The sequence below is a fragment of the Clostridium sp. Marseille-Q5894 genome (genome assembly GCF_946902305.1).
Taxonomy (GTDB): Bacteria; Bacillota_I; Bacilli_A; order Erysipelotrichales; family Coprobacillaceae; genus Thomasclavelia.
Genome location: NZ_CAMPPT010000005.1, coordinates 14,219 through 29,293 on the forward strand (window position 1 = coordinate 14,219; position 15,075 = coordinate 29,293).

Annotated in this window: 17 protein-coding genes; 6 read left to right on the plus strand and 11 right to left on the minus strand. The window is 30.3% G+C overall.

Annotation, left to right across the window (positions count from 1 at the left end):
* Positions 1 to 42 precede the first annotated feature (42 nt).
* The 4 genes from OC535_RS08625 to OC535_RS08640 are packed head-to-tail and all read right to left on the minus strand — an operon-like array spanning position 43 to position 3,247.
* On the minus strand, positions 43 to 1,068 hold the full coding sequence (locus OC535_RS08625) for a hypothetical protein (RefSeq protein ID WP_498823598.1): 1,026 nt from the start codon (positions 1,066 to 1,068) through the stop codon (positions 43 to 45).
* Positions 1,068 to 1,799 (minus strand): CpsD/CapB family tyrosine-protein kinase, encoded by a 732-nt coding sequence (locus tag OC535_RS08630; protein WP_227053014.1) that lies wholly within the window; start codon positions 1,797 to 1,799, stop codon positions 1,068 to 1,070. The genes OC535_RS08625 and OC535_RS08630 overlap by 1 nt, the downstream gene beginning before the upstream one ends.
* The gene (locus tag OC535_RS08635; RefSeq protein ID WP_498823599.1) at positions 1,800 to 2,561 is read right to left on the minus strand and encodes a tyrosine-protein phosphatase; all 762 of its coding nucleotides are present in this window, start codon (positions 2,559 to 2,561) and stop codon (positions 1,800 to 1,802) included.
* The gene (locus OC535_RS08640) at positions 2,561 to 3,247 is read right to left on the minus strand and encodes a YveK family protein (protein WP_227053012.1); all 687 of its coding nucleotides are present in this window, start codon (positions 3,245 to 3,247) and stop codon (positions 2,561 to 2,563) included. Before OC535_RS08640 ends, OC535_RS08635 begins: the two co-directional genes overlap by 1 nt.
* A 280-nt stretch (positions 3,248 to 3,527) precedes the next feature.
* Between OC535_RS08640 and OC535_RS08645 the strand changes: the two genes are divergently transcribed.
* Positions 3,528 to 5,429, plus strand: a complete 1,902-nt coding sequence (locus OC535_RS08645; RefSeq protein ID WP_227053011.1) for a polysaccharide biosynthesis protein — start codon at positions 3,528 to 3,530, stop codon at positions 5,427 to 5,429.
* Positions 5,430 to 5,548: 119 nt separating this feature from the next.
* On the plus strand, positions 5,549 to 6,070 hold the full coding sequence (gene loaP, locus OC535_RS08650) for an antiterminator LoaP (RefSeq protein ID WP_024722632.1): 522 nt from the start codon (positions 5,549 to 5,551) through the stop codon (positions 6,068 to 6,070).
* Between the two features lie 53 nt (positions 6,071 to 6,123).
* Here loaP and OC535_RS08655 read toward each other — a convergent pair whose 3' ends face one another.
* The 4 genes from OC535_RS08655 to OC535_RS08670 form a co-directional block, all read right to left on the minus strand.
* Positions 6,124 to 7,038: an RluA family pseudouridine synthase gene (locus OC535_RS08655; RefSeq protein ID WP_024722631.1), complete on the minus strand. Its 915-nt coding sequence runs from the start codon at positions 7,036 to 7,038 to the stop codon at positions 6,124 to 6,126.
* A 76-nt stretch (positions 7,039 to 7,114) separates the two neighbouring features.
* On the minus strand, positions 7,115 to 7,957 hold the full coding sequence (locus OC535_RS08660) for a 4Fe-4S binding protein (protein ID WP_498823703.1): 843 nt from the start codon (positions 7,955 to 7,957) through the stop codon (positions 7,115 to 7,117).
* A gap of 52 nt (positions 7,958 to 8,009) precedes the next feature.
* Positions 8,010 to 8,156 carry a CD1871A family CXXC motif-containing protein gene (locus OC535_RS08665; RefSeq protein ID WP_034864362.1) on the minus strand — a complete coding sequence of 49 codons (147 nt, stop codon included), beginning with the start codon at positions 8,154 to 8,156 and terminating at the stop codon, positions 8,010 to 8,012.
* On the minus strand, positions 8,156 to 8,779 hold the full coding sequence (locus tag OC535_RS08670; RefSeq protein ID WP_498823600.1) for a TlpA family protein disulfide reductase: 624 nt from the start codon (positions 8,777 to 8,779) through the stop codon (positions 8,156 to 8,158). Before OC535_RS08670 ends, OC535_RS08665 begins: the two co-directional genes overlap by 1 nt.
* 447 nt (positions 8,780 to 9,226) lie before the next feature.
* Between OC535_RS08670 and OC535_RS08675 the strand changes: the two genes are divergently transcribed.
* The 3 genes from OC535_RS08675 (at position 9,227) to OC535_RS08685 (ending at position 11,126) form a co-directional block, all read left to right on the plus strand.
* Entirely contained in the window at positions 9,227 to 9,469 is a 243-nt protein-coding gene (locus OC535_RS08675; RefSeq protein ID WP_498823601.1) for an NTP transferase domain-containing protein, read from the plus strand.
* 213 nt (positions 9,470 to 9,682) lie between these two features.
* Entirely contained in the window at positions 9,683 to 10,144 is a 462-nt protein-coding gene (locus OC535_RS08680; protein WP_498823602.1) for a hypothetical protein, read from the plus strand.
* Positions 10,145 to 10,184: 40 nt separating this feature from the next.
* Positions 10,185 to 11,126, plus strand: coding sequence for a hypothetical protein (locus OC535_RS08685; RefSeq protein ID WP_498823603.1), 942 nt, complete (start codon positions 10,185 to 10,187; stop codon positions 11,124 to 11,126).
* Between the two features lie 121 nt (positions 11,127 to 11,247).
* Here the strand turns inward: OC535_RS08685 and OC535_RS08690 are convergent, their stop codons facing one another.
* Positions 11,248 to 11,571, minus strand: coding sequence for an alpha-helical endospore appendage domain-containing protein (locus OC535_RS08690; RefSeq protein ID WP_024722626.1), 324 nt, complete (start codon positions 11,569 to 11,571; stop codon positions 11,248 to 11,250).
* Between the two features lie 87 nt (positions 11,572 to 11,658).
* On the minus strand, positions 11,659 to 13,476 hold the full coding sequence (gene glmS, locus OC535_RS08695; RefSeq protein WP_024722625.1) for a glutamine--fructose-6-phosphate transaminase (isomerizing): 1,818 nt from the start codon (positions 13,474 to 13,476) through the stop codon (positions 11,659 to 11,661).
* Positions 13,477 to 13,869: 393 nt separating this feature from the next.
* On the opposite strand from glmS, the gene OC535_RS08700 reads away from it, so the two are divergent.
* Positions 13,870 to 14,388, plus strand: a complete 519-nt coding sequence (locus OC535_RS08700; RefSeq protein WP_227053003.1) for a hypothetical protein — start codon at positions 13,870 to 13,872, stop codon at positions 14,386 to 14,388.
* 21 nt (positions 14,389 to 14,409) lie between these two features.
* On the opposite strand, the gene OC535_RS08705 is transcribed toward OC535_RS08700, so the two are convergent.
* On the minus strand, positions 14,410 to 15,075 hold the full coding sequence (locus tag OC535_RS08705; protein WP_498823604.1) for a YoaK family protein: 666 nt from the start codon (positions 15,073 to 15,075) through the stop codon (positions 14,410 to 14,412).

Here is a 15,075-nt window from a genome sequence, read left to right on the forward strand (position 1 = left end):
ATAATATCCTTTTTTTTTTCAAATGACAAGTAATTTCACAAATTACTTTAAAATATTTTTGTTAATATATTTTAAATCGATTAATTCATTTAAAATTTGTTGAGCTAATAACTCACTGTATTTATCATTACCGTTTATATCATTAGCCCGGAGACTGGCAGGAATCTTATTATCAGAGATATTTTGTAGATCCTGTTCAGTAGCGGTTATTCCAGCATCTTTTAAACCATCATCTAACAAATAACTTTTAAAATCTAGATAATGTTCACCGAAAGCAGTTTTTAAAGATTCATTAGTTTCATTACGATCATCTTGAGTCAATGATACAACGATATATTTATCGGTATTAAAAGCACTGATGATTTGTTTTTGGTATTCAACTAAACTTCCTTTAACACTTTTTTCATAAGCACCACTATAAAGAACTAAAATACCATCAGGTTCGATATTATTATTAACTTGAATCAACGTTGGTGAATTAACAGTTACTTCTTCACCAGGTTGATCTCGAGTAAATAATAATGTGTTACCTTCATAACGATAGGTAATTTTACCAGTAATACCGTTTATTGTAACGCTATCGATTGAACCTTGACTTTTTAAAAGATCATTATTAGCTTTACCACCTTGATTCAAAAAGACGATTGGTGTAGGTGTAGTTGAAGCCGGTATCGTTAATTTATCAACATAGACAGGAGTAACTCCTAATTTTACTAACAAACCGGCACTTGTTATATTTTTATCACCAATTAATTTGATATTAAAATTAGCAAGATTATCTATATAAGTTGGATAAGCGTTATTTTGATTTTCAACACCTAAAGTAGTACTATCACCAACACAATATAAAGTCGGGATATCAGTTGAAGTTGAATCTACTTTTTTTGTTGTTGTTTGATTACTTTCATTTTCTTCAAGATTAGCTGTCTCACTAGTTCCATTATCAGTAAATTGATTTGCAAAGTTTCGTGTTTTATTACGATCATAAATAAATATTAAAGCAGTTAAAGCACATAGAGCAATGACAACGATGGCAAAAATAAGATTATTTTTCTTTTGCTCAATCATTAATAGTAGTAATAATAGTAATATCCAGAATTTGTACCATCGTTTTCAATTTGAGTTAAAACTGTCCCTAAAATATTTACATTATTTTTTTGTAAAACTTCAACGGCTGCTTTAGCATCTTTGCGATTTGTAGATTTAGATGAACATACGAAGATCGTCCCATCAACTACATTACCAACAGGAATGGCATCACTGACTAACATTACTGGTGGACAATCAACAATAATGAAATCATAACTTTGCTTCAAGGTTTTAATGAATTCTTCAAAAACCGGATTACTTAATAACTCTGAAGGATTAGGAACCTTTACCCCAGAAGTTAAAACAGTCAGATCACCAACAAATGATTTGTCTTTTATTTTTTGAAAACATGATTGATTGATTTCTTTTGTTTTTCCATAATCGATCAATGCATTAGTAAGACCACTGCTGTTTGAGATATTTAAATATTTATGCTGTACAGGTTTTCTTAAATCAGCATCAATCAGTAAAATATTAGGATACTTTGTAGCATAGATCATCGCTAAATTTAATGCTGTAGTACTTTTTGATTCAGTTGGTACAGCAGATGTAAGATTAATTGCTTTAATATCCTGTCCAACAGTTGAATATTCAATGTTTGTACGAATATGACGGTAAATTTCTTTATAATCTATTTTATTATTTTTTTGTTTAGGATTTGTTATTAATAACGTTGATTTGTTTTCATGTTTTGTTTTTTTCTTGAACATTTATTTTCTCCTTTTAAACCAGGGTATTTTTGTAACTTTCACAGGCAAAACAGTTTTTCCATTAATAATAGCAAGCGGATTATCATACATTAACTGCTTTATTTGGTTCTGTGAATATTTTTTTATTAATAATTCATAAGTATCTTTTAAATTTGGACATCTACGATCACTGCTTCGATGGGTATCATTGGCGATAACATGAATAAGACCTTTTTCTAATAGTTTATAGGCATTATTTTTTATGTGTTTACCATTTTCACCCAAAAAGCTTGAACTATTTACTTGGATGATATAGCCATTATCGATCCATGATTGGATCATTTGTAAATCCAATTTATTATAAAAGTATCTTTCAACATGAGCAATTACTAATTTATATTTTAGAGAATATTCATAAAGGCGATCATCACTTTCTTCATTGATACCTTGAGAAAGATTGAATTCTACTAATAGATAAGGACCATTATTCAAAGGTATTAATAAGTTGTTTTTTAGACCAGTTAAATAATCACTGTTAAGCATTACTTCACTGCCATAGTATCCTTGAATTCCATAATTTTTAGCTAATTCAATAAATTCTTTGATTCGTTGTTTGATTAAACAAAGATTAGTAGTTGTTTCAGGAATAATATGTGGTGTAGCTACTATTTGTTTGATACCTTGTGCTTGTGCTTTTGCTAAAGCATTTTTGGCATCTTCAAGACTGCTGATTCCATCGTCAATATCCCAAGCATAATGACTATGTATATCAATAAATTCCATTATTGATCCTCAAAATATGGAATGGCACCTAATACTGGTAGATCCAAAACTTGTTCTGCAGTTTCACCGTTTTTAATTTTACTATCTAATAAATATGCTAATAAGATATATCCTAAAGATATTACAACGCCAGCAACCGCTCCTAACATCATATTCTTTTTAATACTTGGGGAAACAGGACTTGTGTTGATCTCAGCATTATCAACAATGATAATATTGGAGATATCTAACATTTCCTTTACTGTTTCTGTAAATACACTGATCGTTTCATCTACAATTCGTTTAGATAGCCCAGGATCAGTAGTGATTGCCCCAATTTCAATGATCTGGGTGTCTTCAGTATTAGAAATTTGTAAAGCACCGCGAACTAGACCAGTCGAAATATCTAAGTTTTTAGCAATCTTATCTTGGATATTGTTTCCTTGCAATAATTTAATATAATTAGCAATCATGGAATTATTAGAATTTAACTGCGTAGAATCTACCGTTCCATCAACTACTTGCGCTTTTAAAAGAATCGTTCCTTGAGAAGAATATTTTTTATCGATCATGAAGGTTGTATAAGAACCAGCAACAATGACTCCTATTAACATAAAAATAATAATTAGTTTAAGATGTTTTTTTATTAATTTAAATAATTCTGATAAGTCTATTTGAACCTCATCATTTAATTCAGTTTTATCCATAAGTCCTCCTAATAAATACGTTTCAGGAGTATTATGCTTTATTAACAGATAAATTGCAAGAATTAATCAACAAAAAATGTTAAAGAATTACTTTTTTTATCTAATTCGGACATCTGTAATAATAAAAATCTAATAATCTAAATTATTTCTTTGAAAAATAAGAAATAATAAAAAATAACTTGATTTATTACTATAAATTTATAATAATAGAGTTGATTTTGTCATATAATGTTTTTTATTTATTTTTTTGACTTATTATAAAAGGGGAGGGTGTGATTCAATGGATGAGACAAAAAAATCCCAGTTAAATTTTAGAAGAATTATCTTGATACTGGTAGATTCATTATGTATCACTTTATCAGGATATGGCGCACTGCTGCTTAGATTTAATGGCCCAATACCTAATCAGTATTTAGAAAATCTAACAGTGATGCTTTTACCAATGATTGCCTGCGGTATAGTAGTCTTTTTCTATTTTAAACTTTATCACAGCTTATGGCAGTTTGCCTCAATTATCGAACTTAAAAATATTGTGTTGGCGACTTTTGTTGACAGTATCGTTAATGCATGTTTTCTTGAAATTACCGGCAATAATTTGCCTCGAAGCTGTTACTTTATTTATTTTCTTCTTTTAACAATGTTTTTAGGCGGTAATCGTTTTACTTATCGTCTAGCTAGATTAAAAAGAAGCAAGATTGGCTTTGGCAGTGTTAAGGAAAGAAAAGATTTAGAAAAAGTTATGATCATCGGTGCTGGTCTCGCTGGTGAAAAGGTATATCGTGAAATCATCAATTCTCAGGAAGTCTATAAACAGGTAATGTGCTTTATTGATGATGATCGTTCAAAACACGGGCGAAATGTTCATGGCGCAATTATTTATGGCGGGAGAGATAAGATCATTGAAGCTGCTGAAAAATATGAGATCGAAGAGATTCTCGTAGCAATACCTTCAGCTGATAAAAAAGAATTAGCAAAGGTATTAAATATTTGTAAAGAAACAAAGTGCAAGATCAAAAGATTACCAGGAATCTATCAGTTACTAAATGGCGATATCCATATCAGTGACTTTAAGGAAGTCGAAGTTCAGGACTTATTAGGACGTGATCCGATCGAAGTCAATTTAGAAGATATCATGGGATATGTAACAGATAAAGTGATCATGGTAACCGGCGGTGGTGGATCGATTGGAAGTGAGCTCTGTAGACAAATAGCAGCCAACAAACCAAAACAGCTGATCATCGTCGATATTTATGAAAACAATGCCTATGATATTCAATTAGAACTAAAAGATAAATATCCAAAATTAAATCTAGAAGTAATGATTGCATCGGTAAGAAATACGAAGCGCATGGAAAGTCTGTTTGAAAGATTCCATCCTGAGATCGTTTATCATGCCGCAGCACATAAACATGTACCATTGATGGAGGATTCACCAAATGAAGCGGTAAAAAATAATGTCTTTGGGACTTTGAATACCGCCAGAGTGGCTGACAAGTATGGAACGAAACGCTTTATCCTGATTTCAACCGATAAAGCCGTAAATCCAACGAATGTCATGGGAGCGACAAAAAGGATCTGTGAGATGATCGTGCAGTCATTCAACAAGAAATCAAAGACGGAGTTTGTCGCAGTAAGATTTGGAAATGTCTTAGGATCAAATGGATCAGTAATACCGCTGTTTAAAAAACAGATCAAAGCAGGGGGACCAGTAACAGTAACCCATCCAGATATCATCAGATATTTCATGACGATACCAGAAGCAGTGTCACTAGTACTACAGGCAGGAGCATATGCAAAAGGTGGCGAGATATTTATCTTAGATATGGGAAAACCAGTCAAGATAGCAGACATGGCAAGGAATCTGATCAAGCTTTCAGGATATGAACCAGATGTAGATATAAAGATCGAGTATACCGGACTACGTCCAGGGGAGAAACTGTATGAAGAGCTGTTAATGAAAGAAGAGGGGCTACAGGAGACACCGAACAATCTGATTCATATTGGGAAACCAATTGAGATGGATGAAGAAAGTTTCTTTGAAAGATTAGTAGATCTAAAAGAAGAAGTATATAAGGAAGTTGACAATATCAGACCATTTATTCAGGAGCTGGTACCAACTTATACATATAAAAAACCATTTAAAAGAAAAATACCAGAAGTAAAATCTAAAGAAAAAGTTTAAAAAAAGATTATCAAAAATAATCGTCGCGATGTCGCGTTATTAAAGATAATCTATTATATTATTTAAAGTCGGTATAAAATATACGGACTGGTAAAGTATGCCCAAATGGAGGTATTTTCATGTATGATAACTGGTATGTTATTCAGGTTAAAAGTGGAAAAGAGGAGAAGATCAAAGAAATTTGTCAACGATTGATTTCGCCAAAAATATATGAAGAATGCTTTATTCCTAAGTGTAAACGAATGAAAAAATATCGTGGTAAGTGGAATGAAGTAGAAGAGATTTTATTTAAAGGTTACGTCTTTATGATAACTGACCATATTGATATATTATTCAACCAATTAAAGCTTGTTCCTGATTTAACAAAGGTATTAGGAAATGATGGTAGTAATATTTTACCGATTCTTGAAGAAGAAGCAAAAGCATTGCTTAGATTTGGGAAGAGCGAGCATATTATTGAAATATCAAAAGGTTATATTGTTGGTGACGAGGTTAATATTATTAGTGGACCTTTAGTTGATTACCATGGTAAAATCGTTAAAATAAATAGGCATAAACGTATTGCGTATATTGAGTTGAAGTTATTTGATCAGGTTACTACGGTAAAGGTAGGTTTAGAAATTATCAGTAAAGAAATGTAGAAAATATTTAGATAAATAAAAGGTTTGAAAATTAGTTTCAAATCTTTTTTTGATTAAAGAGAAGAAAAATCTATTTGATTACTAATAAATTCCATATCTTGAGGCAGTGGTGCCTTTACAATAATTGGGCTATTAGTAATAGGATGAAGAAATTCTAATTTATAAGCATGTAAAGCAGTACGCTTGATAAATTTACTTTTATATCCATATAAAGGATCGCTTAATAAAGGATGATTGATCGAAGCTAAGTGAACACGAATTTGATGTTTGCGTCCGGTTTCTAGATCACATTTACAAACAGTATAGTTTTTTTTGTGATTAGAAGCTAAAATTTTTATGTTTGTAATAGCTTTTTGACCACTTTTTGAAATTCTCATTTTATTTTGATGACGATCACGAGCAATTGTTTTATTAATGGTAATATCATGATCGATAATACCGTTACAAACAGCAAGATAACTTCTTTTAATTAGTTTATTAGCCATCATATTATCTAATAATGGTTGAATAAGAGGGCACTTGCAAAATATTACCAGACCAGTAGTATCTTGATCAAGACGATGGATATGGCGAATCGTTAAGGCTTGATTTGTTTCTAGATAATAGTTAGCTACATAATTACATAATGTATTTAATTCTTTTTTTGTTTCTGGATATATAGTAGTGTTTATTGGTTTATCGACGATCAAAATAAAAGCATCTTCATAAACTATTTTTAAAGGAAATTCTTGAGGGAGATAGTCAATATATTCTTCATTAAAAGCTTTTATTTTAAATAGATCATTTTTATTTAGAGGATGGTTTTCATTTACATAGGTATTATTTAAAAAATATTCTTTATTTTGTTTTAATAAATGAATAGTTTTTTTAGATAAATGTAACCAGTCTAGTAATTCTCTAACTGTTTTATTGGTAAACTGTTCATCAATGATCAATGTTAAATAATTCCCCTGAATTTTATAATTCATTTAGTTCACCCCTATTATATATTTAAAGTTTTTGAATAAATCAGGTCATCTGCATTATAACATTATATTAAAATTATTAAATATTTATTTTATTACAGTTTTTATTTGTTTTGGCAAATTCACTTTTTAAATAACCGGAAGTAATTGCACCAGTCGGACATGCTTTTTTACATGATCCACAGCGAATACATTCAAAATAATTAGCATTTTTAACAGGATCGACCTGCATTTTACAAACTTTAGCACAGTTATTACAATGACAGCATTTTTCTTTATCTACGCGATATTTAAAGATTGAAACAGAATTAAACAAAGAATAGATGGCCCCTAGTGGACAAAGATATTTACAAAACGGACGATAGATGATAATTGATAAAATAATTATTGATGCTAAAAGAAAATTTTTCCAGACATATAGCCAGCTAAGAGCACTATGCATCGATTTGTTTAATAAAACTAATGGAATTCCGCCTTCTAAAGTTCCTGCTGGACAAATCAATTTACAAAAATAAGGCGTGCCTTGACCTAAAATATCTACTAAAAATAATGGCAGCAGAATTACAAAAATCACAAGAATAACGTACTTTGATTTTCGCAAAAGTCGATCAGCAGGAAATGTTTCTATTTTTTTGTAAAAAGGAATTTTATGCAGTAGATCCTGAATCAATCCAAAAGGACATAACCAGCCACAAATTAAGCGACCCACTAGTCCACCAATAAATAAAAGGAAACCAATCACATAAAAAGAAAACTTAAAATTCCAGCTTCCAATAACGGCTTGAAGGGAACCGATGGGACAAGCTCCTAATGCTCCTGGACAAGAGTAACAATTCATGCCTGGGACACATAAGTTTTTTAATTTTCCTTTATAGATTTTCCCTTGAATAAAACCAATTAAATAACTATTAGTTAGTAACATCCAAAAAATTTGAATTCGATGTCGTCCCCACTCTTTTATTTTTATATTTTTCTTATCCAATTCCAATACACTCCAAACAAATATTTATCGCTTTTGTAAATAATACAGCTACTTCACCACGATAGATTCCTAATAACATCATTATGAGTCCTAAAACAGTTATTAAAAGACCGTTTGCACATGAACGATAGCGCTTCATTAATTATCCCTCTTTAAATCAGCTAAATTATCTTCTATTAATTTTTTCCAATCTTCAAAATCACGACTGCCGCTGTAAGTTTCACCAACGATATTACCGTTTTTATCGACAAAGAAACTTTCTGGAATTGCTTCAATGCCTATTAATCGCCCATTCATATAAGTTGAATCAGGTATTAAGATAGGATATGTGGCACCGGTTTGTTTAGCTAATGATTGTGCTTTTTCAAGATATTCTTGAATAATATTGCCTTTTTCATCTAAGACATCCAATACTACTCCTACAACATTAACTTTTTGTTCAGCCATGGTAGTATGGATTTTTTCTAAGTCAGGAATTTCAGCTACACAAGGCGAACACCAGGTAGTGAATATATTGATCATCGTCAAATCATAATCTTTGAACATATCTTGATTATATTGTTTGCCGTTGATATCTTTAATAGTAAATTTACCTAGTGATGTACCAGTAAAATCGGATTGTAGAGATTCGTTTACTGATACATTATTTTTATCAATATTGTTGTTATTTGAGGATTCGGTAGAAGAGCAGGCGCTTAAAGCTGTAAGCCACAGCATCCCGGCAATTAAAATTTTATTACTTTTTTTATTTTTGAATGTCATTTAAATTACTCCTTTCTTTTAGTATCGTTACATAATTAAGATAAAATCTTTATTAAAAATAACGAAGATTGTAAATTATATTTGTTCTATTCAAGATGGTTTTAATTGAATAGAACAAACTATTATAAAATTAGTATAATATAAATTATTAATATTATGAAGACTAAAATACAATATGCTTTTAAAAGGATGATTGCATATAGTAAAAATGATAAAAAAGTAAGAAAGATTTTATTAGTATGTGAATGAATTTTAAGATAGTGTTGAAAGGGTAAATGTGTTTGATTAAAGTAATTTCTTGAAGAATCAATAAAGTTTAAATTAGGAAGTAGTATTTGTATCAACGCTGTTTTTTATGACAAATTAAGGCAATTTACTACATTGCCTAGAAAAAAAAGATGTTATGGTATATAATTAATACGATAACGCTAAGAAATGGGGGAAAGTATGAAGAATATTACATTAGTTATTATGGCGGCAGGTATCGGCAGTCGTTTTGGTGGTGGGATAAAGCAATTAGCACCAGTGGGACCAAATGATGAAATTATTATGGATTATTCAATTTATGATGCAAAAGAAGCAGGTTTTAATAAAGTGGTATTTGTAATCCGTAAGGATTTAGAAGAAGAATTTGATCGGGTGATCGGCTCAAGAATCAAACAAGTTATCGATGTTGAATATGTATTTTAGGAGTTAAATAATATTCCTGAAGTTTATCAAGAAAAATTAAAAAATAGAACTAAGCCATGGGGAACAGGGCAGGCTATTTTATGTTGTAAGGATGTAGTTAAAGAACCGTTTCTAGTAATTAATGCTGATGATTATTATGGTAAACAGGCATATAAAGAAGCATATGATTATTTAGTTAATGATCAGGTAAGTAATGGTAAAGAACAAATTGCCATGGTGAGTTTTATTTTAAAAAACACTTTAAGTGATAATGGTGGGGTAACTAGAGGTATCTGCAGTGTGAATGAAGATAATCATTTAATTGATATAGTTGAAACACATAATATTGAAAAAGGTAATAATTGTGCATTTGTAAAAGCGGGTGAAGATATGATCGATATTGATTTACAAGTGCCTGTATCAATGAATATGTGGGCATTACAACCAGGTATTTTTGAGATTTTAGAACGAAAATTTAAAGAGTTTTTATCTCAATTAGATGATGAAGATATAAAAGCTGAGTATTTATTACCGACAATAATAGGAGATTTATTGAAAGAAGAAAAAGCTGATGTTACTGTTTTAAAATCGCTGGACAATTGGTTTGGTGTTACTTATCAGGAGGATAAGCAGTCTGTAATTGACAGTATTAAAGAATTGATTAGTGCAGGTATTTATCCAGATAAGTTATATTAAGAGATTATGAAAAATAATCTCTTTTTTAAAAGGAGAAGTGATGATGGAAATAGTTGAGATGTTAGAAAAGGAAATAAAAGCTGGTAATTTTATAATTATTGAATGTGAATTTGATTATCAGTGTTATCGAGCTTTTTTGAAAAAAAGCTTGCAACTAAGGAAGATTATTATCAAATATGACAACATTTTTGATGAAGCTTATTTAAAAGTATTTAATCGTTTACGAGATAGTATTTTAAAGGCATGGCGTATTTATGAAAAAGGTGATATACGAAGTGCCAGTAATATTATTTATAATATTCTTTTTTCAAATAAATATTTAAATCATTCTTTAGCTGATGAATTTGAAAAAGAGAGTAAAGTTGATTTGTTGTATCGAGGGCGGATCATCAATGATCATGATTTGATTGATGCCAAAAGATTTGTGAAACAAATTTTTCATATTCCTTTTGATAAAAGAAATCTTGTTGGTAATGAAAGATATAGTATTTCAGGATTTCCTTGTTTATATTTAGCTAGCAGTGTTGAAGGTGTCAAAGCGGAATTGAATATAGATGATTTTACGGAAAATTTTTTTATTGGTGATTTTGAGGTTAAAAGACCGTTTAAATGTTTTGATTTAACACCATTCTTTTTAAAAGATCTTGAAAAAATGTCATTAATAGAGATAAAAATGGCAATGTTAAAGCTATTGTTATTGATGGCTTGTAGTATTAAAGTTAATAATAAAAAGAGTACTTATAGTTCAAATTATGTAATTCCTCAATTGGTTACAGCTTCAATTGCTAGTAAGCGTAAATATGATTATCGGTGTATAAAATATTTATCAATCAAAAGTTATGAAAATAAACGTTTTGATGATAATTATGTTTTTATTCCTGAATATCATCAGGATGAATTGTATGATCATAAATTGCTAAGTCTATTTAATATAACTCCTAATAAAAATTATAATATTTTTAAAGAATTGACATATAATTAATTTTAAAAGAAACAAAATATAAAAAGTAAAGGTGCTTTTTTGAATACATGTTGATATAAATATGAAAGGAATAAGACATTGAGCTTATTCCTTTTGCTTGTACACTGTTTTTAATAATAGTCTATTTTTTATTTGATAATTCGTTTAGAGCTTCAATTGCATAAACAGCTTTTTGTTTTAATGATTCTTCTAATTGGCTAATTGCATCAAGTGTTTCTTGAACAGATTCATTAATTCTAATTAATGAATCAAGATCATTAGCTAAACAAACAGCTTTTTTTAATTTCATTGCTTCAACACAAATGATTGAAGATAAAGAAGCTTCTATCATAGCTACTGATTGAATAATTGCAGTTAAAGCACAGCGTTGATCAACACAGTGAATGTTGTTGCAGTCTTCAATGCACCATTTGTCGTTACAATGTTTTTTATCATATGATTCCATTCTCTCATCTCCTTTCTAATTTAAGATATGTATTAGAAAGAAAATGAACTAGACGATTATAATAAAAGAACGCGATTTCACGTTCTTTTATTCTACAGTAACTGATTTTGCAAGGTTACGAGGTTTATCGACATCGCATCCTTTAATTTTTGCAGCATAATAGCCAATCAATTGTAAGGGAATAGCTACTAACACAGCTTGAAGAATCGGATTTACATTAGGCATATAATAAGTTTCATTAACATTACCGACTTCTTCACCTTCTAAGGTAAATAAGATAACTTTCGCTCCACGAGCAATCGTTTCTTGAATATTGCTGATCGTTTTAGCAGCAATATGCGGTTGTGTTGCAACAGCAATAACGACACTGCCATTTTCAATTAATGCAATTGGACCATGTTTCAATTCTCCAGCAATATAGGCATCAGCATGAATATAAGAAACTTCTTTTAATTTTAATGCCCCTTCTAAAACAGAAGCATAATCTAAACTACGTCCGATATAATAAGCATCATGCTGATCTTTTAAATAATTAGCATAATTTTCAAAAATCTTTTCATCTTTTAAAATATCTTCGATTTGTTGAGGTAATTTAGCAATTCCTTTAATAAGGTCTTTATAAATTTCGTCCTCTTTACCTAAACTTTGAGCAATATAGATTGCAAGTAATAGTAAAACAATTACTTGGGTTGTATAAGCTTTAGTACTGGCAACAGCAATCTCTGGTCCGGCGCAAGTATAAATAGTGGCTTCAGCTTCTCTAGAAATACTTGAACCAAGGACATTTGCAATTGCAAGAGTCGTTGCCTTTTTTTCTTTAGCTAATCTTAAAGCTGCCATTGTATCAGCAGTTTCTCCTGATTGAGAAACAAAGATACATAAAGTCTTTTCATCAATGATCGGATCACCATATCTAAATTCAGAGGCGGCCTGGGTAAAAGTTGGAATACCAGTAAGTCTTTCTAAAATATTAGCTCCTGATAAACACGCATGATAAGCGGTACCGCAGGCAACGAAGTATACCTTATTAAAAGTTGCAAAACGATCTTTTAAACTATCAAGTTCAGGTAGAATGATTTGATCTTCACCTTCAACACGTCCTCTAAGAGTTTCACTGATAGCATAAGGCTGTTCATGAATTTCTTTTAACATAAAAGTATCATAACCACCTTTTTGCGCTGCTTCATTATCATATGGGATATGAGTAGTCTTTTTATTGATCGTGTTACCTTGATGATCATAAAAAGTGATTTTATTTTTACATAATTTCGCAATTTCATAATCTTCGATGAAATAAACATCTTTAGTATAGTCCAATAACGCAGGAATATCACTTGCTCCAAAGCTGGCTTCGTCATTTATTCCTAAAACTAAAGGACTGTCTTTTTTGGTTACGTAAATCGTATCTGGTTCTAAAGTTGAAACAATACAAAGAGCATAGCTGCCTTCAATTCGATCGATTACTTTTCTTAAAGCCTCAAGCATATCTCCTTGATAATAAGAATCTAATAAATGAACAACGACTTCACTATCAGTTTCACTATGAAAAGTATAGCCTTTAGCAATTAATTTTTCTTTTAACTCACGATAATTTTCAATAATTCCATTATGCACTAAAGAAATAGTGTTGTCATTATTAGTATGAGGATGAGAATTAAGATTTGATGGGACTCCATGAGTTGCCCAGCGAGTATGACCAATTCCCACACAGCCGCTAGGGACAGCTTGATCTAAACGATCAACTAGATTTTGAAGTCTTCCTTTAGCTTTGATCGTGAATAGTTTATCTTTATCAACAAGAGTCACTCCAGCTGAGTCGTAACCACGATACTCCAGCTTGTGAAGTCCTTGTAATAAGAATGGTAAAGCTTCTTCTTTACCTGAAAACGCAGTAATTCCGCACATAAAAAATTCCTCCATAATATTTAATTTTTATTATGTTATTAATGGAGGATACCGAATGAATTTGTTTAATGATCACTCATTATTTTTGTTCATTGTTTAGGTAGTATCATACCTCTAGGTCACCCGCCGAATATTTCGATAAACCTAGTCCTCGTCAACTAATTGAATTAGTCCTGGCGCTATTTTTTTACTTGTCTCCTTAATAACAGTTGCTATTATATACAAATAGAAATAAAAAAGCAACCTAAATTATTATATGTTTTTTTGCTGAAAACGTTACCAAAATAAAAAAATTAAAAAATTGTTGTAATAATGAATAAAAAAATAAAATCAGTAAAAAATAAAAGTAATTTTACAATTAGTGATGTAAAAGATAATAGGAGGATAAAAAATATGAGTATTCATGATAATTTAGCTGAAATCAGTAAATCATTAGAAAACCTTGAAGAAACAGGCATTTATGATGTAGAAAAATACAGCTGTTCGTTAAAACATTTAACAAATCAGTTAGAATATTTTTACTGTCACTTAGTTAAAGATGGGGGTCGTGATATTGACAGTACATATTATCATTTACCTTGTCGACCTAAAATTCATCAGTTGGCTTATTTCAATATCGGCCGTGGTTTTCCTAAAGAACTAATGGATGGACATTGGTGTTATGTACTTAAAGATTTAGGGTATAAAATGTTGATCATTCCCTGTACTTCGTTGAAAGGAACTAGCTGTAATCCGGAATTTGAATTTGATATTGATGTAATGATGTCAAAAACCAAAACAAAGAGCCGTTTACAATTAAGTGAGATTCGTTGTGTGGATATGCAGCGTTTAGATTTAAGAAAACCGTTTTGTGAAGTTTTAAGTAATCGTCAGGAAATTATCGATTATGTAGAAGAGCATTTATTAAAATAAAAAAAGAGCCTAATCAATAGGCTAATAAACTAAAATAAGTAAAATGATAATTAGAATAAGACAGCAAAATAATAAAGCCATATGATCAAAAATACTAACTAAAATAGTTGCAATAATGGCACCTGAAATAAAAGAAGCAATGATGATCAAATAACGAAAACAATGACTTAAAGCATCTTTATCGTCTTTAAATAAATAAGAAGCTAATTTTTGTCCCGCTGATCTTAAATTACCTGTACACATAGTTGATGCATAAGGTAGGCCGTTTGTGGTCTTAAAAGCATTTACTTGTAAAGAACAAACTAAACCGATCGTAACATTACAAATTAGATTTGGGACATTTTTAGGAAGAAAAGCAATTATTACTAGAATGATGATCTCAATAATGATGATCAAGTGCTGCCATTCGATATATTGAACTTTACTTAATTTATGTTTTATATATTCACTAATGATAATTCCCAAAAAAAAGGCTGATATAGGAATCAAATAGTAAAAAGCACCAAGATAATCCTGATTAGCTAATTTTAACCCCATTAAAACCATATTCCCAGTTTGGGCATTGGCAAAAACATTACCTTTTAGAATGTAAGTATAAATATCTAAAAAACCCCCAACTAAAGCAAGTAGAATGCCGATAAGCAGTGATTCGTGAATCGTTGCTTTAAAAAAACTTTTGATCTTCAT